Source organism: Algoriphagus sp. NF, from assembly GCF_028823735.1.
Taxonomy (GTDB): Bacteria; Bacteroidota; Bacteroidia; order Cytophagales; family Cyclobacteriaceae; genus Algoriphagus; species Algoriphagus marincola.
This window is the reverse complement of sequence record NZ_JAPEIB010000035.1, coordinates 1-24,471: the sequence shown is the minus strand read 5'-3', so window position 1 is coordinate 24,471 and position 24,471 is coordinate 1. Positions and strand designations below refer to the sequence as shown.

Genomic DNA, 24,471 nt, shown 5'->3' with positions numbered 1-24,471 from the left:
AGATCAATATTTTTCGTGGATCATATAAAGCACTTTTTGCAACTCCGTTTTCAGTTGGCTGGAGGGAACCTGATAGTTATTCATTAGGCAGGAAAAGTGAAGAATCTTTCCGCTTTTGGTGATCAAATAGCCGCTCAGTGCATTGGACATGCTGAGCGTCCCCGTTTTGGCATAGATGTAAGGAGGTTGTCCTTCATCGGCAGGATACCAGTTTCGGATAGTTCCGGATTCTCCACCCGCAGGGAAGTAGGCTTTGATTTTTTCCAAAGGCACTTCTGCTCTGATTTTGCCTAAAAGGGCTATAATTGACCGTGGAGTAAACATATTTCGGGAAGAAAGCCCCGAGCCATCATACCACATGGGTTCGTCGGGAAGGTCATTCAATAAATTCTCCTTGGCATAATCAATTGCTTCCCGAGTGCTTAAGCGATTGTTGAGTTGGTCAGAAACCAAAAGCATCAGTTGCTCAGCCAGAAAGTTATCGCTGATTTTCATCATTTGCGCATAGATGCTATCGGCTGGAGCGGTTTGGAGTTTTTTAGGATCAAGCTTCAAGTAGTTTTCGCCGGAAATGAGGCTAACTTTTTTATCTAATTTTTCGCTCAAAAGCTGAGCGGCAAATTCTGCCGAGGTGACAAATGGGATATCCCGCTCAAAGTTTTTCTCAGATTCGGGTGTGAAATATTGGTATTCATTTTTGAACCGATCACGGCGAAAAGTAAGGTAGCTGGGAGGTCCTGAGGCTGGAATCAGTTTATCTTCAAAATAGGAGGGATAAGTATCAAAGCCAGATTGGGTAGAGTCCTTGGAGAATCGTACGACATTGCCATAAATCGGAAAAGCCGAGCGCTCGGTGGCATAGTAGGCGTTATACCAATCCCAGGACCAGCCTGGACCAAAAGCATCCACTTGGTCAAAGTTGTCAATTAGGAAAAGTTTCTTATCTGATTTTCGAAGAAAACCTATGACAGTGCTATCCTGCAAATCAGGATGGAGTAAACTCGGGTCTCCTGTTCCCCAAAAGATCAAGGAGTCTCCACGCTCCAAGTAATTGAGTCCATTTACCTTTTCATCACCCAATACAGTGTAGGAGGTGTAGAAGGTAAAGAGCTTGGTATTGGAGGCAGGAATAAAGTATTTATCCTCATTAATGGCGACTAGAGGTTTTTCCTTTGCCGGATCCGTGAGCATAAATCCCAAGTGTCCTTTTTTAAAAACATCCGACTTAGTCAGGGTTTTGTTGATTTTTTGGACCGTGCAGGAGCATAGTGCTATGAGAGCAATGAAATAGATCTTCTTCATGATGTAAAATAAAAAAAGTCTCCTGCTTTTGGGCAGGAGACTTAGGTTAATGGTCAAATACTTATTGATCCCACCAGATTCTATCCAGCAAGGTCACATTTGGAACGTTATTTCCATTGCGGCTAACCTCACTATCTGGGTAGGCTAGTCTTCGGATATAGTTTCCGTTTAATTCTGGATTCAGGTTTTCTGGAAGAGTCATATCCTTGTAGGCATAGTCGAATCGACGAGCGTCATTCCAGGTTTCGGGGTGCAAGAACATCGCAACCCATTTTTCCTTCATGATTTCATCCATTGTCAAAGCTCCTGCTCCCACGCTGACACTCTCATCAGCAAGGTAGGCTGCTTTGTCCTCTTCTGACACACCCAACATATCCATGTGGGCTTCGATTCCTGCCAGGTAAGCCGCATAGGCTCTTGCAGGGTCAGATGCCAAAGCTGCTTCTGCTTCAATGAATTTCAATTCAGCATAAGTAGCGATCAAAAGGGGAGAAGTGGTGGAAGTATAGAATTGGCCAGGGATCAAGGTAGATCTTGCACCTTGCTCAGGAGCATCTCCACGACCAGCTCCATTGACTGTACCGATGAATTCACCCTCGTCTGTAGTTCCGATCATCAAAGGAAGTCTAGGATCCACGGTAGGATAGCTGGTTCCATCCAGTGCCTGAACGAATTGCTCTGAAATCCATCCTCCAAGAAGCAAATTGGAATTGTTGATCGCAACCTGCGCCCATGGGTTAAATCGCTGCTCAAAGAAAGTAACAGCAGCATCATCATCATTCGACTGGAATCCTGCCGAAACAGCTGCTAAAACCTCATTGGCGTTGTAGGTAGAGGTTTCTTTGGTATGCAAAAGGAATCGGGCTTTCAGTGAGTTTCCAAATCTGATCCATTTGTCGATATCACCACCAAAGATAAAGTCGTCAGCACCAATTGAGATCGCCGTCTCACCTTGAAGATTGGCAATACCTTGATCTAAAAGAGAAAGAACCTGCTGGTACAATTGCTCATCGCTATCATAGGCTGGTGTTACTGTTTCGAAGTTGAAACTTTCAGAGAAAGGAACATCCCCAAAAATATCCACAGTCATTCCCAGATTCAAGGCCATCAAAATTTGACCTGCACCGAGGTAATGATTTGCTCCTGATTCCTCTGCCTTGCGAATGATTTCATTGACATCCGTCATCACATTGTATAGGCTAAACCAAGTACCGCTGAAGTTCACCGGATCCATCGTATCGGATGAGGTAGCTGGGTTTGGCGAGGCAAGGTATTGTACATAGTTGCTGGTAGCACTTCCGATTCGCTGCACATTGAGAGCAGTTTCGTAAGTACTATTGGTCATGAGACCAGAGATAGGGGCGTCTTCGGGATTATTTGGATTTTCATTGACATCCAAGAAGGACTCACAGGCTGAAGCTGTAAGTAAAATTCCGGCACCCAGTATGGTATATAATTTATTTTTGAATTTCATATCTGTCGTTTTTTAAAGTGTTACAGTCCCAAATTCAAAGTCACAAAGTAGCTCTGTACTCCTGGGAATCCCAGACCGGTAAATCCAACGGCATTTCCTCCAGCACCTGCTGAGAAAGATTCAGGATCAAATCCATCCCATGGGGTAGAAAGGATGATATTATTTGCTGCAAGCGAGATTCGAGCTGTTCTGAAAGGCGTTCTTTCCAAAACATTAGGCTGGAGATTATAAGCCAAAGTGATATTTCTTAGCTTGATGAAATCCGCGTCTTTCACGAAGTTTTCGGATACACCTCGATAGTGATTTCTCCAGTAACCTGCACCATAATTTACGCCGTCAGGACCTACGCCTTGACCCAACCAAACCTCTTGGGTGTTCTGAGAACCATCAGCCAAGACTCCAGGGAATACCACGAAGTCGTTTCTTCTCTCAGAATCTTCTTGTTTGCCAAAGGCAGAAAGGAAGTTTCCAAACTGATCATACTGCTGAAGTCCGGAACGGAAATCAATCAAGAATGAAAACTCGAAACCTTTGTAGCTGAAATCATTTCGAAGACCTCCAAAAAACTTAGGAACTGCATTACCTAAAACCAGTTGGTTTCCATTTCTAACTGGGAAGCCATTAGCTCCGATCAATTGTGGAAGGCCTCTGTCTAGCTCTGTAGCTCCCTCAGGTGCTCCAGGTCTTACATAGCTGCTACCAAAGATATTTCCATAGGCTTCTCCTTCTTCAAGAATCATGGTTACTGTGGATCCCGCATATCCAAATTGGGAACCTACGACAATTTGCTCGATTCCTTCTCTAATCGCCACGATTTCATTCGCATTGGTAGTTAGGTTAGCTGAAACATCCCATCTGAAATCGCCTCTTTCGATCGGTGTACCTCCGATGACAAATTCCCATCCACGGTTTTCGATTTCTCCCGCGTTTGTGATGTAAGAGGAGAATCCTGTAGCATCAGAAATCGGCACTGGAATAATCTGATCTTTGGAGTTTGTCTTATAGTAGGTTACATCCAAGTTTGCTTTGTTATTGAAAAAGGCAAACTGTGCACCGAACTCCAAGGACGTCGTCAACTCAGGACGGAGATTTGGATCACCGAATACAGAGTTTCTGGAGAAACCAACCTGTCCATTCAGTGGGAATACACTTGGAGACACAAAGAATGATCCTAGAATATGCGGATTGGTGTCTTTACCCACTTGCGCCCAAGATGCTCTTAGCTTTCCGAAGGTCACCCATGATGGCAAGTCAAAATTCTCGCTAAATACATACCCCAAGTTAACTGAAGGGTAAAAGAAGGAGTTATTATTCTTCGGTAGAGTGGAGGAGATGTCATTTCTTCCGGTCACGTTCAAGAATAGGAAGTTTTTGTAATCGACCATCAAGTCACCGTAGAAACCTACCAATCGACGAATGCTCTTTCCTTGAGAAGCGAAAATCTGCGTGGTATTATTTAGATTGAAGAAATCAGGGATTACGAAGTTGGAACCCGTTGCAGTCACTCGATCAAATTTCCGCTCGAAAATATCATTTCCTAATCTAAGCGTTGTATTCCAATCTGAATTCCACTGCTTTTGTAAAGTAATGTAGAAGTTGGAAGTAATATCCCGGCTATTGATTCGAGTCTCCTCGATGAATCCAGTAGAGCTTAAGGCTACCTCTCCGTCGATTCCTTTTGGACCTGGAGTGATTTCTGTTCTGGAGTCTGAGTAATTATCAACCCCCAAACGATAGGATAATGTCATCCACTCTGTTGGGCTATAGTTCAGATTGATGTTTCCGATCACTCGGTTCACATTATCTTCATAAGTCGCAAAACGGGCATCATAGATTGGATTGGTATTGCCATAAGTACGCATGGTGCCATCCTCATTGATGTAATCTCTCACATCGGTAGTCTCTGACCAATACATCATCCGCTCCAAGAAGCGATCGTGAGGTACTCGATTACCACCTGAGTTGATGTAATTCATGGAGCCGGAGAAATTAAACTTCTCGCTCACCTTGATGGTACCGGAAAGTTTGGCACTAGTTCGATCCCAGTTGGAGAAAGGAATGATACCGTTTTGATCAAGTCTACCGAATGAACCGTAGAAAGTTGCTTTTTCATTTCCTCCGGATACAGAAATGGAGTTATCAAACTGGATACCAGTATCAAAAGCTCTTTCCCAATTGTTTTGATAAAAGTAATCCGGGTCATTTTCTTCGGCAATATTAGCACCCCAAGAAGGCCAGAAACTAGAATCGTTTCTTTCACCGCTAAAGCCTTGACCATATTCATCCTGAAGTCGAGGCTTTTTTACCAGTCGGTCAAAACCTAAAGAGGAATTGAAATCTACTCGAATCTGACCTGCCTTACCTTTCTTAGTGGTAATGATGACTGCCCCATTTGCAGCTCGTACACCGTAAAGCGCTGTAGCGGCTGCACCTTTTAGTACAGACATGGACTCAATATCATTCGGGTTGATGTCAGCAATACGGTTTGACATACCACGAGGTGTACCTCCTGACTCTACCGTAGAGTTATCTACCGGCACACCATCCACTACGAATAGAGGTTGATTGTCTGCTGAAGGGTCCAATGAGTTAATTCCTCGGATGATGATTCGGGCAGATTGGCCAGGAGCACCACCGGAATTAGTGACTTGCACACCGGCTACTTGGCCTTGAAGGGCGTTAACCACATTTTGTTGTCTGGTCTTGGTGATTGCTTCTGAATCAATACTTTGAGCAGCATAGCCAAGTGCTTTTTTTTCTTGAGAAATACCGAAGGCCGTGACAATGACTTCATCAAGCTGAGATTCCTCTGTTTTCATGATGACATTGATCACACTGGTATTTCCGACAGATACTCGCTGAGTCTCAAATCCAATAAAGGAGAATACCAAAACCGCATCGGAATTGGGAACCGAGATGGAGTAGTTTCCATCGATGTCTGAAACGGTACCGTTGGTCGTACCGTCCACCACGACGCTGACCCCCGGTAGGGGTAGACCGTCTTCTTGTGTAGTAACTTTTCCTGTCACTGTCTGCTGGGCCATGGATAGTCCCACGGTCGAGCAACTCAGCAAGAAAAGCAACATGAACTTGTAGTAGTTTTTCATGTGCATGTAGTTTAGGGTTAGTGAAACATTAATTTGCTTTTTTATGCAATTTTTAAAATACAAAACAGGCAAATCACCAAATATAATTTCTAAAAAGCAGCAAATACTGCAATAAAACTGGCAGATTTCTTGTCTTTTATCCTGACTTAGGAAACCTATTTTGTAGAACAGATTTTAATTTACTAAACAAAATGGTTAAAATCCGAAGATTTGGCCTGAAATTTCTTTTAAAAGTGAGTTTTCTTTGATTTTCAGGTAAAAAATAGAGTTGCTGTTTTTTGCAGTAATTAAAATTTAGGCAAAAAAAATCGCCGTATTTAACGGCGATCTTTTTTTATGATTAATCAAGGAGGGTTTATTTGACGATTTTCTCGGTCACAGTGACAATTTCTTTCCCTTCCTCAACCTTAATTTCTTTTTTAACCTCGATTACTTTGGCATCTGCCATTTCACCATGAGAATCATGTGAAGATAGAAGCGGTGCAATTACCAGTCCCACCAAGCAGGTCAACTTGATCAAGATATTCATGGATGGACCTGATGTATCTTTGAAAGGATCTCCGACAGTATCGCCTGTTACGGCTGCTTTGTGCGCTTCTGATCCTTTGTAGGTCATTTCTCCGTCGATCATCACACCTGCTTCAAATGATTTCTTGGCGTTGTCCCAAGCACCACCGGCATTGTTTTGGAAGATAGCCCACATCACACCGGAAACTGTTACACCCGCCATATATCCACCGAGAACCTCAGCAGCCAATAAGGTGTCTCCAGTAAACAACTGTGTCAAAAAGGCAATCAAGATCGGAGATACGATTGTCAATAATCCTGGAAGCATCATTTCCTTCAAAGATGCCGTCGTTGAGATCTCCACACACTTGTCATACTCAGGTTCGGCTTTGCCTTCCATGATACCAGGAATCTCTTTGAATTGACGTCTTACTTCTTTCACCATCGCCATGGCAGCCTTCCCAACGGAACTCATGGCCAAGGCAGAGAATACTACTGGAATCATCGCTCCAACAAAAAGCGCTGCAAGAACAGGTGCTTTGAAAATGTTGATGCCATCGATACCTGTAAATGTTACATAAGCTGCAAATAGGGCAAGGGCAGTCAAGGCTGCAGAAGCAATTGCAAAACCTTTTCCAATAGCAGCAGTCGTGTTACCAACAGAATCCAAAATATCAGTACGCTCACGTACTTCTTTTGGCAACTCGCTCATTTCCGCAATACCACCTGCATTATCAGCAATAGGTCCGAACGCATCGATAGCCAACTGCATGGCTGTGGTAGCCATCATAGCAGATGCAGCAATGGCTACTCCATAGAAACCTGCAAAAGCATAGGCTCCCCAGATGGCAGCAGCGAAAAGCAATACTGGAGCAAAAGTGGACATCATACCTTGAGAAAGGCCTGCGATGATATTTGTTGCAGCTCCGGTAGATGAATTTTGAATGATGGTCATTACAGGCTTCTTACCCATACCAGTGTAATACTCAGTAAAGTAGCTAATCAAACCTCCCACAGCCAAACCGATCAATACGGCAGCAAAAACGTTGAACGAGGTTACAGTTTGCAAACCTTTACCGAAGAATGTCATTTGCATTTCTGCAGGTAGCATCCAATCAATGATGAAATAAGAAGCAATACCTGTTAAGATGATTGATCCCCAGTTTCCTCTGTTTAATGCAGCCTGCACCTGCGGCTCCTTGGCATTGTTGTCACTGATCTTGATGAACCAAGACCCTACGATCGAGAAAACAATCCCGATGCCAGCAATCAAAACTGGTAATAAAATTGGACCCATTCCGCCAAAGGCGTCATTCATAGCTGTGCCATTGTTGATATCATTGATCAGGTAGTTACCCAATACCATCGCTGCCAACATGGTGGCTACATAAGACCCGAAAAGGTCGGCCCCCATACCAGCAACATCTCCTACATTATCACCTACGTTATCTGCAATGGTAGCCGGATTACGAGGATCGTCTTCAGGAATTCCAGCTTCCACTTTACCTACAAGATCAGCGCCTACGTCAGCAGCTTTAGTGTAAATACCACCACCCACACGTGCAAAAAGGGCGATAGATTCAGCTCCTAGGGAGAAGCCGGCAAGCGTTTCGAGAACGATGGTCATTTCCATGTAGAATGACTGCTCACCGGTAATAAAAAATTGGACGAGAAGGGCAAGTAATAGTGAAAGACCGAATACGGCCAATCCAGCAACACCTAGACCCATGACAGTACCACCTCTAAAAGAAACTTGAAGAGCTTTTGGCAGACTTGTTCTTGCAGCTTGCGTGGTTCTTACGTTAGCGTCTGTGGCGATCCGCATCCCGATATTTCCCGCAATAGCTGAGAAAACGGCTCCTATAACAAATGCTACAACAATGAACCAGTGGGTGGTTTCAACCAACATTGAAACGACACCTAAAAGAGCTCCGGCAATGACCACGAAGACCGCCAACATTCTGTACTCGGCTGCTAAGAATGCCATAGCACCTTCTTTTATGTAGCCGGCAAGCTTCTTCATGTTTTCTTCGCCTTGATCTTGCTTGTTCACCCATGTTCTCAGATAAAACATGTATGCTAATCCGACCAACCCGAAGGCTGGTAAAATGTAGATTAAGTTTTCCATTTATTTTTTTTCTTTAGACTGCTTGGTTAAATAATTGGGCAAATATAGAACTTCTAGCTTTCCAGCCAACAGGTAAAAAATTTTCTATTTTGTGATTATTGTTATGTGTTTTTTGAAAAACAGGCAATGTTTCGATGCGAAAGCTTCATTTTTTTTAGAGATTGGAAAATAAAATTGAAAATCAAATAAAACGATCAACCTAATGACCGTCAAAGAATTCAAAAATTTAGAACAACCGCTGCCAAGTTTTTCACCAGAGCTACGCTCACTTTGGTGGGATTTCAGAGGAAATTGGGATATGGCCCATGCTGAAGTGGACCAACTGCCGGGTAAGTCAGCAGCTAAGGTCCATGCCTATCTCCACCGGAAGGAAGGAGATGATTGGAATGCAGAGTATTGGTATGGAAGGGCAGGTGTCAGTCGACCTTCAGTTTCGCTGGATGATGAGTGGGAGGAATTGCTTCTTGATTTTCTTCAAACATCCTAACTATTAGTAAGTTAAATAGTCATGAGTTTGATTTGGAGTGTTATTCTTATGGTAGTTTTGAGTAGTAATCCGTCTTTGAGCTTAGAAGATTTTAGATGGAAGAACAGGCTGCTAGTGATTTTTGGAGAAGAAGTAATTGATAAAAAACTTCTCGAGACTCAGTTAGATGAGATTCAAGAACGGAAACTAATCATCATGCGATTTCAAAATGAAGAATTGGTTTATTCGACAGATACATTGGATATAAAAGTTGAATCATTTTTGAAGTTAAAATCAAAAAATCCTCGGGCAGATTGGATGCTTATAGGTCTCGATGGCGGAGTAAAATCTTCAGGTAAATCTGGGGATTTGGATTTATTGAAAACTTTTAAACGGATAGATTCAATGCCGATGAGACAGAGTGAAATGAGAAAAGACGGGAAAAATTGACAAAAAAAGGTTGAAAAATACCCTTTTTAGGGGATGTTTTCGTGTTTTTTTGATTCGTATTTTGGGGCCGATTGAACGGAGTGAATTAAGTAGCCCCAAACTATAGCCGATTATGAAATTCTTTTATTTGTCAAATACCCCCAATGAAGACAATATGCTTGAGATTCATGAAAGGGAATGCAGCAACATTCCTGATTCTTTGGATCGAGATTATTTGGGCCCATTTAATAATGGAGCAGAGGCAATTCGGAAAGCGAAGATGATTAGTGAAAATGTCACTTTATGTGTTCACTGTTGTAAAGTTTCTACGAGTTCGGTTCTTCTGAAGAAAAAGAGTTAATGCTGGAGTTTAGAATCTTGGGAATTTTTCGAATTGAAAATGGATATTTTGGCTGAAAATTTTACATTTGCCTCGCGATTCAGGGAGCCGATTAGGTCTCGGAAATCATAAAATCGGGGTGTGGCGCAGTCCGGTTAGCGTACACGTCTGGGGGGCGTGTGGTCGCAGGTTCAAATCCTGTCACCCCGACAAAATAGGATTTTGAAAGAAATCAAAGCCTTGTAAATCACTGATTTTCAAGGCTTTTTTTTGCCAAAAAGTAGAGCCTTTTTTTGTTTTTTCACTTTTTGATTGATAAAAGCCCTTTTCTATCGAAAATCTGTCAAAAGAAGCTGCTCAACAACTGGAAAAGCTAGAATTATAACCTGGAGCACAGGCCTCTATGCTTTATAAGCTAACTAAGGAGACCAATAAAAGCTGGAGCTCAAAAACCATCTTTTCTATACCTCAATTGAATATCGGATATCGAGTCCTTGAGTACGAAAGGGGTAGAGCAAGCTGAATTTTTGATTAGGGTATAAGTGGGGTATATAGTTTTGGAAGCTTATATAGTAACTAAACCGGATTGCTGAAACCCAAGTTTGCTCTAATGCCTTGGCAAAGGATGATCTCATTGCCCTCAATTACGTCTGGGCTTCTGCCGGCTCGACTGGTTGATGCCATTTAGATGATTTTATTTTTGAATTCAGATTTTTGAGTTTGGCAGTTGGAATGGCGGCCAGCTCTTCTCAAGTTGATTTTTGACAACATTAAATCGTTAAATGAAAATCATGATCTTTTAATAAAAACTGCCATTTAAAAGCTTTAAGCGTTGTTTTATGTATTTGGTAAACGGTGATTATGAAAAATATTTTGTATATGAATAATTTTTCATTCAATTTATAATGAATAATAAATACATAAATATGTTTTTGAAATAAATAGAATTCAAAATACTAAAAAATAATTCATCAGATAAAATATTAAGTAAAAAAAATCATGGATTCAAGCAATTGAAAATCAATTAATTACAAATATTTTTTATAAAAAAATGTAAATAAGTATAAATACGTATAGGTTCGCTTATTTATATCATAGATATTTATAAATAATTCTTTTTATTAACATCTAACTACATTTTATTATGGATTCTTACCTATCAACCATCATGGGTTGGGGGCCTACATGGGCTCCAAGAGGTTGGTCGCTTTGTCAGGGACAATTAATCGCGATCTCACAATTTACAGCAGTTTTTTCACTCATAGGAACAATCTATGGAGGTGACGGAAGAACTACTTTTGCCTTACCAGATCTTAGAGGTAGGGCTCCCGTGGGTGCAGGTCAAAGCCCGGGAACTTCTTTTCATCAGCAGGGAGCCAAGCAAGGTTCGGAAACAGCCACGCTAACTCAACTTGAAATGCCAGTTCATAATCATAATTTTCAAGCTTCGGCCTTGCAAGTCACTATAGAGGGCAAAAATGTTGATGGTAATTCAAACGATCCTAATGGGAAATATTTTGCAAAAGCTGTAACTCCTGCCAATGGTCCTGTTCCTGCAGGTGTGGCTCAAGTGTACACAGATAATAATTCTGCCACCAATGTTCCAATTGCAGGAGGTTCCATTTCAGGGACTGGAACAACTGGAAATGCCGGAGGAAGTCAGCCATTTAGCATCGTTCAGCCTATTGGTGTGATTCAGTTTATTTTCTGCATGCAGGGTATTTTCCCTTCTAGAAGCTAATAAGAACAGGGTTAAATGGGTTTTAGATTCTTTCTAAAACCCATTTTTGAACAAAAAAGTACGATGACTTCACCTATCAAGATTGGGTTTCTACAACCATATTCCTCACTATATCCCTACTATGCTGAACACCTATTGACTGGTTTTTTTCTTGGGTTCGACAGAGATCCATTCCGACAAAATGACATCCAATTCATCCCATATTTCACGGAGTCAGGCTCAGGAACTAAGTGTGCAGAAGGTATAAAAAAACTGATTCATATCGATAAAGTGGATATGATTTCAGGGTTAATCAGTTATGCTGCATTGCCGGAAATCTTGCCTTTACTTGAGAGCTATAAGAAATTGGGGTTTTTCTTCGATATGGGAGAAAACATTCCGCATTTTGATTATTTGGGTGATCATGCGTTTTTTTCATCCAATCAACTATGGCAGTCTGAATTTGCTTTGGGTAAATGGGCTTCCAAACAATTTGGTTCACCTATCGGGATGATCATGCCCATGTATGAAGCGGGCTATCATTTACACTCTTCCTTCAATCAAGGTGTTTCGATGGGTTCAGGGGGAAATATTTTGCTTAAAGTGATCGATTCAACAAAAATGAATCCCCATCTAGTTCTTCCGGCTCCAGCCATAGCCGAAATGAAAACCGGGAACCCAAGTGTAGTGCATGCATTATTCAGTGGGCCTAGCGGACTCCAATTTTTAAATGACTGGCATCAAGCTGGGTTAAATAAAGAAATACCGCTGATAGTAAACGAAAATATGGTCTATGATGAGTGGCTGAGCGATGTGAGGCATTTAGGACTGGAATTGTTTACCGCTTCCACCTATGACCCAAGAAATGAGAGTAAAGAGAATAAGCGGTTTGTACAAAAGTTCCGAGCGATTGCCGGACAGGACACCAATATGTATGCACTTCTCGGCTATGAAGGAGGCTTAGTTTTCAAAGAATTATTTTCTTTTCTGCAGAAAAAAGACTTTGATAAAGTTAAATCATTATTAAAGACCGAGAAAGTAAGAGGCCCTAGGGGTGAACGGAATTTTTACCCAGAATCTGGTTTTTCAATTCCGGAAATAGATGTCCTAAAGGTCAAAACATCAAATACATCCATCGATAGATTGGTAGTAGAAAGTGGAAAAGGCTTGCTTTACAATGAAAGTATTTTCAAAGATATAAGAGAGGCAACTCCATCCGGATGGAAAAACCCCTATATGTGTATTTAGAATTTCTGTTTAGTTGACAGAAAATGAAAATAGAGCAATAAGTTAAAATATTAAACCGATCTACTTTTAGCAGCAGATTTTTAAAGGCTAAGGGTTGACCCAGACATTAGAAAAATAAAGACTATGATACTGAATCAAAAATTTTTGAGCTTGACCATCTTCTCCCTTTTCTTGTTTTTTAAAGTACAGGGACAAACGACCGTGACATTTGATGATCAGGGTTGGGTTGATAATCAGAACGTAGGTACAACAGTTACTGTAAATGGATTTACTTTTTCAGTCACTCTTGGTGGTTCACCAGCAACTAATGGTATTGTGGCCACCACATTCAATTCAAACTCAGGCCTTGGAATTGCAGCTAGCGGTCAGGATTTTACTGCAGGTGATATTCTCACAATCACTGCCTCGGGAGGCGGAAGCTTTGATTTTCAATCTTTTCATTTTGGCGAATTTTTTGCAAATCCATTAACTGTAAGGGGTTACAGAAATTCTGTGGAAGTTGCCTCCCAAGCCGTAAATATTAGTGGAAATGGCACAGCAACTCTAGGTTCAAGTTTTGATAATGTAGACGAAGTAAGGATTAATTCTGATAGCGGAAATGGGTTGGCATTAACACTTGATACATTTGTCTTTGGACCTGCTGTAGCTTCAAATACACCTCCCACTGCATCCTCATTTACTGCATCCAATGGTCCATTCGAAAACCTAGTCTATACATTTTCAACCTCAGATTTTGGATACAATGATGGTGATGGAGATCCTTTGAATAATTTGCTGATTGAATCATTACCTGGAGCGGGAACGCTTTTCGTCGATTCGAATGGTAATAATGTATTTGATGGAGGGGAAGTGTTAAGTGCCTCTAGTACGGTTTCAAAGGCTGATCTGGATGCCGGTAGACTAAAGTATGTTCAAAATGGTGCTGCGAACACTTCATTTCAATTTGAGGTAAATGATGGAACAGAAAATAGTACTGGTAATTACATCGCTACGTTAAATGTAACCCCTGTGCCTACTGTTACTCTTGCAGTAAGCCCAACATCAAGATCGGAATCATTAACGACCGCCAATGTGGTGACAGCCACTTTATCCAATGCTTATGGAGCAAATACTACAGTAAACTTGACCTTTTCTGGAACGGCCACAGGATCTAATGTAGACTATTCAGTATCAGGCACAAGTATTACGATACCATCTGGAAATACTTCCGGAACCATTACTATCACGAATGTGCCCGATATCCTTTATGAAGGAGATGAAACAGTAGTCATCGATATAGGAAGCGTCACGAATGGAGTGGAAAGTGGAACCCAACAGGTAACGTATACCATTATAGATGATGATCCGCTACCGACTGTTTCTTTGGAGGTGTTGGATATATATAATCCCATTACCGATGAGAGTGGTGGTCAAGCTTATGTTAGAGCCAATCTAGCTGCAGTTGCTGGGGTGACAGTCACGGTTCCTTTATCCTTTTCAGGAACTGCAATGGGAGGTGGAACTGATTATTCGGTGACAGGAACATCCATTACTATTTCACCTGGCGAAATTCGAGATAGTATCCGTATCACCTCACAATTTGATGGTATCGTAGAGGGGGATGAGACCATCATCATCAGTATGGGTACACCTACAAATGCAATAAAAGGGACTCCCGATCAGGTAACAGTAACTATCAAAGATGAGGATGTAGCTACTGAAATATCGATCAATGATCCTTCTGTCAATGAGGGTAATTCGGGGACAACAACGCTTACATTCACTGTCTCTTTAAGCGAGGCAGCACCAGTAGGTGGAGCAACAGTGGATTATGCCACGTCAGATGGAACAGCAGTGGCAGGATCCGACTATACAGCGGTAAGTGGAACGCTTAGTTTTGCAGTAGGGGAAACCAGTAAGACGATAGATGTCCCTGTTTCAGGTGATCAAACAGTGGAGGTAGATGAGACACTTACGCTTACTCTTTCTAACCCGACCGGTATCGGAATAGCAATAGCGGATGGTACCGGAACAGGTACCATTACGAATGATGATCAAGCCTCTGTCACAATCGCTAATGTATCTGGAAACGAGGATGATGGACCAATTACCGTCACAGTAACCTTAGATAATGCAGTAGACGGAGGTTTTGACGTGGATGTAAGTACCGCTGATGGCACTGCAACTGTAGCAGATAATGACTACCCAGCAGTAATTAATCAGACCTTGTCATTTGCTGGAACTGCCGGAGAGCAGGAAACATTTACTATCACACCAACAGCTGATGCTACCCCTGAGCCCAACGAGACGGTTATCATTTCGATGAGTAACCTTGTTCCGGCAGTCGTTTCGTCCAGTAATATTGATATCACAGATGGAGCAACCTTAACCATTTTGAGTGATGATGATATTTCAATTTCAATAAACGATCCTTCAGTTGCTGAAGGGGATGCTGGTTCTACTTCACTTACATTCACTATTTCATTAAGCGATCCGGCGCCGTCAGGAGGAGCGACAGTGGATTATGCCACCGCAGATGGAACTGCAGTTGCTGGATCGGACTATACGGCAGTTAGTGGAACACTTAGTTTTGCGGTAGGAGAAAGCAGTAAGACGATAGATGTTCCTGTTTCGGGTGATCAACTAGTGGAGCCAGATGAGACTTTTACGCTTACTCTTTCTAATCCGACAGGAACCCGAATAGTAATAGCGGATGGTACGGGAACTGGTACCATCACCAATGATGATTTTGCACCTTCAGGATACTCAGTTTCCTGGGATGATTTAATTATCAGTGCATCTGAGGCATCTAATACTTCCTTTACTATATCAAATGCTGAAATAGGAACCACTGCGGTTTATTCTATTTCCAGTTCAGGAGACGGTAATACTGCTACAGTCACTGGAAGTACATCTATTGTAAGTACTACTCAATCTGTGTCTGTTAATGTTTCTTCTTTAACTGACGGAGTGCTCACAGTTTCAATCGCTCTAACAGATGGTGGAGGAAACACGGGAGCTACCGCTACTGATAATTCGGCCACCTTGGATCAAACTCCGCCGGTTCCTGATTTAAGCGATTTACCAGACATCAATGTTCAATGCGTTTTGACAAATCTGACACCTCCAACTGCCACAGATAATCTGAGTGGAGCTGTGACAGGTACTAACAATGTATCCTTGCCGATTACTACTCAAGGTACCACAGTGGTGACCTGGACTTATGATGATGGGAATGGAAATACTTCTACCCAGAATCAAAATGTAATTATTGACGATACGACTCCGCCGGTTCCTGATGTATTGAGCTTGCCAAATATTACAGCCCAATGCCAGGTGACATCCTTAACACCTCCTACAGCTACTGATAATTGCGCAGGAACGGTCACAGTTACAAATAATGCGACTCTTCCAATTACAACTCAAGGTACCACGGTAATAACTTGGTCCTATAACGATGGCAATGGAAATATTACTTTCCAGAATCAGAATGTAATTATTGACGATACGACTCCACCAACTCCAGATGTAATAGGCTTGCCAACTATTACTGCGCAGTGTGAAGTGACTTCCTTAACTCCTCCTACCGGTACAGATAATTGCGGAGGTCCGCTTACAATTACGAGCAATGCAACCCTGCCGATTACCACCCAAGGCACCACTGTGATCACTTGGGCATATGACGATGGTAATGGAAATATTTCTTTCCAAAACCAAAATATTGTGATCGAGGATACTCAAGACCCGATCATCAGTGCAAAATCAGCAATCTCCTTAAATGTGGATGCCTTCGGCACAGTGGAGCTTTTGCCTAGCATGGTAGATGAAGGATCTACGGATAATTGTGGAATACAATCCCAGACCTTTAGTCAATCCGTTTTTGATAGAAATGATGAGGGTGTTAATTCAATCCAATATATTGTTGAAGATGCTGCAGGAAACACATCTGAAGTGACCATCAATGTGACAATTGTTGTGGTACCAAAAGTGTTGACAGTCACCGCTGATCCGGGACAATCCAAGCTTTTCGGAACAGCAGATCCTGTATTTACTTTCACTGCTACTGGATTTGAAGGAACAGATGATGAGACAATTTTTACTGGAGCACTTTCACGAGACGGAGGAGAAACAGTGGGTACTTATGCCATTAATCAGGGTACACTTGACGCTGGGCCGAATTATACCATCAATTTTGTTCCAGCTGATTTTGAAATCAAAAAAGGCATCCTTCAGATAACTGGATCATTTAGTGCCATTAATAAAGTCTATGATGGCACAAGGTCTGCATCATTTATCATAGCCAGTTTGAATTTGGTTGGTATTGATGCATCGGCGCCTAATGTCTTTATAAATGATATAACAACTGAATTTGTGGATAAAAACGTTGGCGTTGGAAAAGAGGTTAGAATTACTTCTGTCAACCTGGGAGGTGCAAATGCAGCATCTTATGAAATTGATTATTCCGGTTCGCCTACTTCCACAGCTACTATTTCTGCTGCGTCGCTTTCAGTCTCTGGCTTAACAGCAAACAATAAGGTTTATGATGGTACGACCCTAGCTTCTCTATCTGGAACTCCTTCTGTTACTGGAATTGGTTCTGATGACGTGTCAGTGATCGGTACATCTGTAGCCAATTTCACACAGTCCAATGTAGGTATGGCAATTCCAGTAACTGTTACGGGGCTTTCTTTGGATGGTGCGGATAAGGATAATTATGAAATTATACAACCTGCTGGTTTAGAAGCAGATATTACTCAAGCAACGCTCTCAATTACCGCAAATCCGAATCAAAGTAAGGTGTTTGGATCCCCTGATCCAGTGTTTAGTTATACTGCATCCGGGTTTATTGGCGCTGAAGACGAAACAATCCTAACTGGTGCCTTAACTCGATCCCCTGGAGAGGACATTGGAATCTATTCAATCCTACAAGGTGATCTAAGCGCAGGAGATAACTACACGATCGACTTCACCGGAGCGGATTTTACGATTGCTGAGAAGACTTTGACTATCACGGTTGATGCTGGTCAGAGTAAAATCTATGGTGAAGCTGATCCAATGTACACCTATCAGGCGAGTGGTTTTGAAAACGGAGACGATGAAAGTATCCTTACTGGAGCTTTGGCAAGAACTGCCGGAGAAAATGTCGGCACCTATCCCATCAATCTTGGTAGCTTGGATGCTGGATCTAACTACACGATCAACTATATCGGAGCGGACTTTACGATTACAGAGAAAACTTTGGATATCACGGTCGATGCCGGTCAGGATAAAATCTACGGTGAAGCTGATCCAGTCTTTACCTATCAGGCAAATGGTTTTGAAAATGCTGATGATGAAGGTATTCTGACAGGAGCTTTGGCAAGAATTGCCGGAGAGAATGTAGGTGTCTATGCCATCAATCTGGGAACCTTAAACGCAGGCGATAATTATACCATCAACTTCACGGGAGCGAACTTTGAAATTACTCCAAGAACGTTGAATGTTTCGGCCAATCCTGATCAGGCTAAGGAATTTGGACAAACGGATCCCGTTTTCCTATTTGCTGCATCCAATTTTGGTAATGGAGACAATCAATCCATATTCACTGGAGCGTTGAGTAGAGCTCCAGGTGAAAATGTGGGTTCTTATCCGATTACCATTGGGTCGCTTTCCGCAGGTTCAAATTACCTCATCAACTTTACTTCGGCCAATTTTGTAATAGCAGAGAAAGTATTAACAATAACTGCAAATGCTGGCCAAAGTAAGGTGTTTGGACAGGCAGATCCGGTATTCACCTTTACAGCTACTGGTTTTGCGGGGGGAGATGACGAAAATATCCTGACAGGATCACTCTCAAGGGTAGCCGGAGAGAATGTTGGAACTTACCCATTACAGTTGGGAAGCTTAAGCGCAGGATCTAACTATACCATCAACTTTATACCTTCCAACTTTGCAATCACAAGAGCTACAATTACTGGAATTACATTTACAGGCGGAAGTTTTGTCTTCGACGGATCAGCCAAGTCTTTGGCTATCACGGGGACACTTCCTACGGGTACTTCAGTGGCTTATACAAATAATGGTCGAACGGATGTGGGAACCCAAGAAGTCACTGCGACTATTACGGGATCTAATTACAATACTTTGGTTCTCACCGCTGATCTGACGATTACCCCAGCCGATATCACTGGAATCACCTTTGAAGATGGAAACTTTGTCTTTGATGGAACTGAGAAGAGTATTGAGATCAGTGGAACACTTCCAGCAGGTACCTCAGTCACTTATTCGGACAATACTCGAACGGATGTAGGAACCCAGGAAGTCACTGCGACTATTACGGGATCCAATTACAATACTTTGGTTTTGACCGCTGACCTGACGATTACCCCAGCGGATATTGCAGGAATTACCTTTGAAGATGGAAGCTTTGTCTTTGATGGAACTGAGAAAAGTATTGAGATCAGTGGAATACTTCCAGCAGGTACCTCAGTCACTTATTCGGACAATACTCGAACTGATGTAGGGACCCAAGAAGTCACTGCGACTATTACGGGGTCAAATTACAATACTTTGGTTCTCACCGCTGATCTGACGATTACCCCAGCCGATATCACTGGAATCACCTTTGAAGATGGAAACTTTGTCTTTGATGGAACTGAGAAGAGTATTGAGATCAGTGGAACACTTCCAGCAGGTACCTCAGTCACTTATTCGGACAATACTCGAACGGATGTAGGTACGCAAGAGGTAATGGCAACTATTAGGGGATCTAATTACAATACTTTGGTTCTCACCGCTGATCTGACGATTACCCCAGCCGATATCACAGGAATCACCTTTGAAGATGGAAGTTTTGTCTTCGATGGCGTGGAGAAAAGTATATTCATCTTAGGTACAACGCCAGAAGGAACTTCGGTTACGTATTCTAACAATATGAGAACCGATGCTGGAACTCAGGAAGCTACGGCCACCATCACAGGAAGCAACTTCAATGAGCTGGTACTAACAGCCGATCTGACGATCACTCCGGCAGAACTTATGGTAATCGCAGATGAGGGACAGAGTAAGCTCTTTGGCGAGTCTGATCCTGAATTGACCTTTACGGCAACTGGTTATGGTGAAGGAGATGATGAATCCATATTTACCGGATCCTTAAGTAGAGGAGAAGGGGAAGCGGTAGGATTTTACCCCATAACTCTAGGTAACTTAGATGCTGGACAGAACTACACGATCAACTTTACAGGGGCTGACTTTGAGATTATCACCAATGATAGCGATGGAGATGGAGTTCCGGACGAGGTTGAGCTCGAAGATGGAACTGACCCGAACGATCCGGATGACTTTAAAGACTCGGATGGAGACGGTGTTCCTGACAAAGTAGAAGAGGATGCAGGTACTGATCCAAATGATTCAAGTGACTACCCAGATATCGATGAGGATGGGGTTCCGGATTATGTAGAGGATAGAGATGGAACCGATCCAAATAACGGTTCTGATTTCCTAGACTCAGACGGAGACGGTGTTCCAGACTATGTACAGGACCGTTCGATTGTCGAATTTGTAAGCCAGTCAGTGACTGTGGCTTGGGGTACCGCTGCTGATGATGTTCCGCTGGCAGATGAAGTGGTTGGCATCACTGGTCTGGGAGAATTTATCAACCTACCAGTAAGCTGGAGCCTAACAGGCTTCAATCCTTTGATTGTGAGTACCAATAATTTCAGAGGAACTGTCACACTTCCAGAAGGATTATTTAATCCTTATGAATTGGATCCAGTGGTTTCGATTACCGTTGAGCCGAAGCCGGCCCCGCAGGATCTAAACTTGAGTGAAAATAGTTTCATAGCTATACCTGATGTATTCTTCCAGGAGATAGGCTTCTTTACGGTCATAGATCCTTCCGATGATGTTCACGAGATCAGCTTGATTGATGGAGCTCTTGACAATGCATATTTTGAGATCATAGATGGAATTCTTTTCTGGAGCAGTGCAGAGCAAGTATCGGGCAGGACACAGTTTAGAATTCGCGTGAGAGTGACCGACAGAGCTGGTAATATTTTGGATAAGGAATTCCAGATAGAGCGGCAACGTACTCCACTTGACCAGTTAGATATTCCCAACACATTTACTCCAAACAATGATGGGGTGAATGACACCTGGGGAGTGCCGGCCTTGCGATACTACGAGGGAGTTCAGATCCAGATCATTGAAGTAGGAAGCGGCAACAGAGTCTTCTACACCGAAGATCCCGATGTGCGCTGGGATGGTCGTGTAAATGGTAGGGACCCTGTAGTGACCTCCTATGTATGGGTGATTACGGTGGTAGAAACCGGAGAGGTGAGAAGGGGAATGCTAAACCTATTGAAACAGTAGAAATAAGGGGGGCAGAAAAGAAAAAGACCCTTTCTGTCCCCCATTTTTTAACAGTGTAAAACGAAGAAAACGATGAAGAAATTTTACTATATACTCGCCACTGGACTTTTGATGTTTGGAATGAATTTTCAAGCAAAGTCTCAGACCAGAAAATATGTTTCAAATTTTAGCCACTTCCAAAGCTATTTCAATCCTGGCCTGACCGGATATGAGGGAAGTGCGGTGAGGGGCTTTGTGCGAAACCAGTGGTCTGGTATCGAGGGAGCTCCGAGGAGCTATTTTGTGAGTGCGGAGCTGGATTTTGGGGAATTGTCAGGAGAGATGGATCCAGCCTTGATGGGTAAGAATGCATTATCTGTAAACATGCTTCAGGATACTTATGGCGCTTTTAGAGAGACCGAATTGATTGTATCTTATGCTTCTAGAGTAAGGTTGACAGAGAAGCATAACCTAAGACTGGGTGCAGGAGTGAGCTATCAAAATATCCGCCTTGACGGGAATGCCTTGACCTCGGAAGACTTGAATGACCCCACTTTGGGTCAATATTTAGGAGGCTTTTCGGATATGCAAGTGGTAGATTTCAATATTGGATTGGCTTTAACCCACTCCAAATACTATATCTCCTACGGCATGCATCGAGTAGGGGGTGGGGCGATCATCTCCGGGGATGAGTTTATTGACAGCTATCCGGCCTCCAGTATCATTCAGGGAGGTTATCGGGAAGCCTTGAGTCCCAATGTGGCCTTGATTTTCAATGCTTATTACCGAACTCAGAAGGATGTAAATGACAATTTTGAGCTAAATCTGAAGACCTTGCTAATGGATAGGTTTTGGCTGGGTGTGGGCACACGGGTGAACAATGCGACAAATCTACAGATGGGTATTTTGACCAAGCGGCTGCGGATCGGCTACTTGTTTGAGTTTCCGGTGGGGGGTGATTACAACCTGCCCGGTAACACCCACGAGTTCACGGCAATTTTCAATCTTTTCAGAGACAATACCCGAAGAACAGAGAATGAGGTGTTGATTTGGTAAAAAAAAGGAAATAATCGGCCAATTGATAAGATAATTGGCCCTTTAATGCTTTTGTCCAATATGGTTCTCTCAGGTCTTATTGACATTTTTTTGGGAGATAAATCACTTCCAATTTTTCCTAGAAAATCAAAAATCAAGCCTTCAATAATTGGTCTGAGATGTATTTTTTGAAATACGTGATTAATAAATTCCAATATCTTTGGAAGAGCTTCTCGTATTAGAAATAGGCTCAGTCAGGATTTTTTGAATGAAAACCTTTTCATGAAAATCAATTTAAAGACCTTCATCTAAATAGATTCTGGCCTGATTTCTAAAAAACTAAATTTTCACCCCCGCCAAAACCCACTCACTATGATTAAAATGATCAATTTTTTGATTGTACTTATGGTAATCTTTCAAGTTGCATCAGCACAGGAATCTGAAGAATTAAGGCCCAATACAAAACAGAGCTTGTATTCTGACATATTAAATGAGGCAAGAGGCTATTGGGTCAGTCTTCCGGACTCCTATTTTCAGGAGGGGAATTCTTACAAGGAGTATCCCTTATTGATTGTATTGGATGGTGATTCTCACTTTAACACTACCTCAACTATGGTTCGGTACATGAGCTCTGACCGATATAGAAGTTGGAAAGCTCCAGAAATGATTGTAGTGGGTATTCAAAATGTGGATAGAAGGAGGGATTACACACCCGAGAAAATCATTACTGTGAGAGAAAATAATTCAGGAGGTGGCGAGAAGTTTCTACAATTTTTGGAAAAAGAATTGATCCCCTATTTGGACCAAAACTATCGGACGACCCCTTATCGGATTTTATTTGGCCATTCCTTAAGTGGCCTTCTAGCCACTCATTCATATATGAAAGAAGAATCAGCCTTTCATGCCTTCATTGCTGTGGATCCGAGCTTTGGTACTTGGGATTCTGAGACGATGGACCGAAAGCTCGATAACTTGACACAGAAGCCATTTGATCGATATATCTACTTTGCTACCGCCAACTGGGGTAAGAGAAACTTTCGGAATAGGGATCGGCACATGAGGCTTTTTGAGGGATTGAAGAGTAAATCAACCGAGGAGTTTCATGCCAAATTGGAATACTTCGAAAATGAGAGTCATGCCTCTGTGCCTCTGATCGCATTTCACAATGGGATTTCTGCCATTTTTGAAGGCTATGATATTTCTTACCGAGATGTAGAAAGTCCAGATCATCTGGAAAATCACTTTTTTGCTATTTCCGAGCGATTATCTTGGGAGTTTTTACCTCCTGAAAGTTTGGTGAATCAACTGGGCTACTCCAAGTTACGAAGTGGAAATGCTGAGGAACAGGCCCAAGCAGTAGAATATTTCATCATGAACACGAAATATTACCCCGAGTCTCAAAATGCCTTTTCTAGTCTTGGAGAGGCTTATGAAGTGGTAGGAAATAGCTCGCTTGCAATTGAGAACTATATCAAATCCCTGATGCTTTTTCCTGAAAATGAGTATGTTAAAAATAAGCTTGCAAATCTGAGGCAGGGGAAATATTGAGTTGATTTTTTTACCTCCAAGCTGGCTAGATTGCCAGATCTTAACCTAGTCTCCCCATGATGATAAATACTTGATTTTCAATTTTTTTTGTTCAAGAGTGGGAATGAATAGTTTTTATGGATATCTGCTTTGTTACCAGTATTGACAAAAAGTCGGCTTATTGTCTGCTGAAAGGATCAGAATCCGAAAGCTTCGGTCTTCATTCTTCGTGCTTCCAACCAGTCAAGCAAAGAAAATTAGGTGACTGGATTAATTGCGGATAATCGGAATAGTTTTTTAATATTTTAGAATTCACGAAAAGTTACACAAAACTTAATGATTGAAAGACTGTAATGATCTCATGGTAAATTCGTAGTGGTTTTTCCTAAAGAAAGTTGGTTTACATTTTGAAAATGAATGGTTTCTATGATTATGGAAAAGAAATTATACCGAAATACTCAACAAAGAAACTGAATACCCGGAAATTTAGTCTTGAGGCTATTTTAGATAAATTCCTTGAATAGCGACGCCATGGGACTTTTGCTGTTCTTCCAAATTCAGACCTGGACCAATTGAGATTTGAATTTTTTCAATTCTAGAAATATCAAACTTATCCTCATTGGAATGTTCAAAATAATAGGGAAGAAAGCTCGGATAGGGTCTTGGGAGAGTGACAGTACCCACCAATTCTAAATCCTGCAATGAAATTTCATATTGCTGTGTTTTTGAAGAAATTTCAATGGTTTTTCCATAAGAACTACCATTATCCATGGTTAGCGCAACCTGAACTTTCGAAGATTCTTCCAAGGCTCTGGCAATTAGAACTAGTGTATTTTTGTTGTTTAGGTCTGTCAACCTTCCTTCAATTTTTTCCAAAATTG

12 protein-coding genes and 1 tRNA gene are annotated in these 24,471 nt (G+C 42.0%); 8 read left to right on the top strand and 5 right to left on the bottom strand.

The features are described from left to right. Positions 1-3: 3 nt before the first annotated feature. From OU792_RS14785 to OU792_RS14770, 4 genes are all read right to left on the bottom strand, one after another. Positions 4-1,302 carry a D-alanyl-D-alanine carboxypeptidase/D-alanyl-D-alanine-endopeptidase gene (locus tag OU792_RS14785; protein ID WP_134202732.1) on the bottom strand — a complete coding sequence of 433 codons (1,299 nt, stop codon included), beginning with the start codon at positions 1,300-1,302 and terminating at the stop codon, positions 4-6. Between the two features lie 61 nt (positions 1,303-1,363). Next, positions 1,364-2,776, bottom strand: coding sequence for a SusD/RagB family nutrient-binding outer membrane lipoprotein (locus OU792_RS14780; protein ID WP_134202731.1), 1,413 nt, complete (start codon positions 2,774-2,776; stop codon positions 1,364-1,366). Positions 2,777-2,796: 20 nt separating this feature from the next. Further along, positions 2,797-5,883, bottom strand: coding sequence for a SusC/RagA family TonB-linked outer membrane protein (locus OU792_RS14775; RefSeq protein ID WP_134202730.1), 3,087 nt, complete (start codon positions 5,881-5,883; stop codon positions 2,797-2,799). A gap of 355 nt (positions 5,884-6,238) precedes the next feature. Beyond that, the gene (locus OU792_RS14770; RefSeq protein WP_051260875.1) at positions 6,239-8,518 is read right to left on the bottom strand and encodes a sodium-translocating pyrophosphatase; all 2,280 of its coding nucleotides are present in this window, start codon (positions 8,516-8,518) and stop codon (positions 6,239-6,241) included. 202 nt (positions 8,519-8,720) lie between these two features. Here OU792_RS14770 and OU792_RS14765 point away from each other — a divergent pair, with 202 nt between their 5' ends. The 8 genes from OU792_RS14765 to OU792_RS14730 all read left to right on the top strand — a co-directional run bounded on the left by OU792_RS14765 (position 8,721) and on the right by OU792_RS14730 (position 23,611). Beyond that, entirely contained in the window at positions 8,721-9,005 is a 285-nt protein-coding gene (locus OU792_RS14765; protein ID WP_134202729.1) for a hypothetical protein, read from the top strand. Positions 9,006-9,026: 21 nt separating this feature from the next. Beyond that, a complete protein-coding gene (locus OU792_RS14760; RefSeq protein ID WP_274670573.1) occupies positions 9,027-9,434 on the top strand; it encodes a DUF4174 domain-containing protein in 408 nt (135 codons plus the stop codon). Positions 9,435-9,888: 454 nt separating this feature from the next. Beyond that, a tRNA-Pro gene (locus tag OU792_RS14755) sits at positions 9,889-9,963 on the top strand. 934 nt (positions 9,964-10,897) lie between these two features. Further along, the gene (locus OU792_RS14750) at positions 10,898-11,494 is read left to right on the top strand and encodes a phage tail protein (RefSeq protein ID WP_134201114.1); all 597 of its coding nucleotides are present in this window, start codon (positions 10,898-10,900) and stop codon (positions 11,492-11,494) included. A 63-nt stretch (positions 11,495-11,557) separates the two neighbouring features. Next, positions 11,558-12,721 carry an ABC transporter substrate-binding protein gene (locus OU792_RS14745; RefSeq protein WP_166669381.1) on the top strand — a complete coding sequence of 388 codons (1,164 nt, stop codon included), beginning with the start codon at positions 11,558-11,560 and terminating at the stop codon, positions 12,719-12,721. Between the two features lie 123 nt (positions 12,722-12,844). Further along, complete coding sequence (locus OU792_RS14740) at positions 12,845-21,049, top strand: MBG domain-containing protein (protein ID WP_274670572.1); 8,205 nt, start codon at positions 12,845-12,847, stop codon at positions 21,047-21,049. A gap of 72 nt (positions 21,050-21,121) precedes the next feature. Next, positions 21,122-22,084 (top strand): PorP/SprF family type IX secretion system membrane protein, encoded by a 963-nt coding sequence (locus OU792_RS14735; protein ID WP_274670571.1) that lies wholly within the window; start codon positions 21,122-21,124, stop codon positions 22,082-22,084. 351 nt (positions 22,085-22,435) lie between these two features. Then, the gene (locus OU792_RS14730) at positions 22,436-23,611 is read left to right on the top strand and encodes an alpha/beta hydrolase-fold protein (protein ID WP_274670570.1); all 1,176 of its coding nucleotides are present in this window, start codon (positions 22,436-22,438) and stop codon (positions 23,609-23,611) included. A 477-nt stretch (positions 23,612-24,088) separates the two neighbouring features. On the opposite strand, the gene OU792_RS14725 is transcribed toward OU792_RS14730, so the two are convergent. After that, positions 24,089-24,471, bottom strand: a 383-nt coding sequence (locus OU792_RS14725) for a hypothetical protein (RefSeq protein ID WP_274670569.1), incomplete at its 5' end; no start/stop codon positions are given.

Excerpts from the sequence above, each read along its gene's own strand:
- OU792_RS14785 (WP_134202732.1), bottom strand. The coding sequence starts at position 1,302 with ATGAAGAAGATCTATTTCATTGCTCTCATAGCACTATGCTCCTGCACG.
- OU792_RS14780 (WP_134202731.1), bottom strand. The coding sequence starts at position 2,776 with ATGAAATTCAAAAATAAATTATATACCATACTGGGTGCCGGAATTTTA.
- OU792_RS14775 (WP_134202730.1), bottom strand. The coding sequence starts at position 5,883 with ATGAAAAACTACTACAAGTTCATGTTGCTTTTCTTGCTGAGTTGCTCG.
- OU792_RS14770 (WP_051260875.1), bottom strand. The coding sequence starts at position 8,518 with ATGGAAAACTTAATCTACATTTTACCAGCCTTCGGGTTGGTCGGATTA.
- OU792_RS14765 (WP_134202729.1), top strand. The coding sequence starts at position 8,721 with ATGACCGTCAAAGAATTCAAAAATTTAGAACAACCGCTGCCAAGTTTT.
- OU792_RS14760 (WP_274670573.1), top strand. The coding sequence starts at position 9,027 with ATGAGTTTGATTTGGAGTGTTATTCTTATGGTAGTTTTGAGTAGTAAT.
- OU792_RS14750 (WP_134201114.1), top strand. The coding sequence starts at position 10,898 with ATGGATTCTTACCTATCAACCATCATGGGTTGGGGGCCTACATGGGCT.
- OU792_RS14745 (WP_166669381.1), top strand. The coding sequence starts at position 11,558 with ATGACTTCACCTATCAAGATTGGGTTTCTACAACCATATTCCTCACTA.
- OU792_RS14740 (WP_274670572.1), top strand. The coding sequence starts at position 12,845 with ATGATACTGAATCAAAAATTTTTGAGCTTGACCATCTTCTCCCTTTTC.
- OU792_RS14735 (WP_274670571.1), top strand. The coding sequence starts at position 21,122 with ATGAAGAAATTTTACTATATACTCGCCACTGGACTTTTGATGTTTGGA.
- OU792_RS14730 (WP_274670570.1), top strand. The coding sequence starts at position 22,436 with ATGATTAAAATGATCAATTTTTTGATTGTACTTATGGTAATCTTTCAA.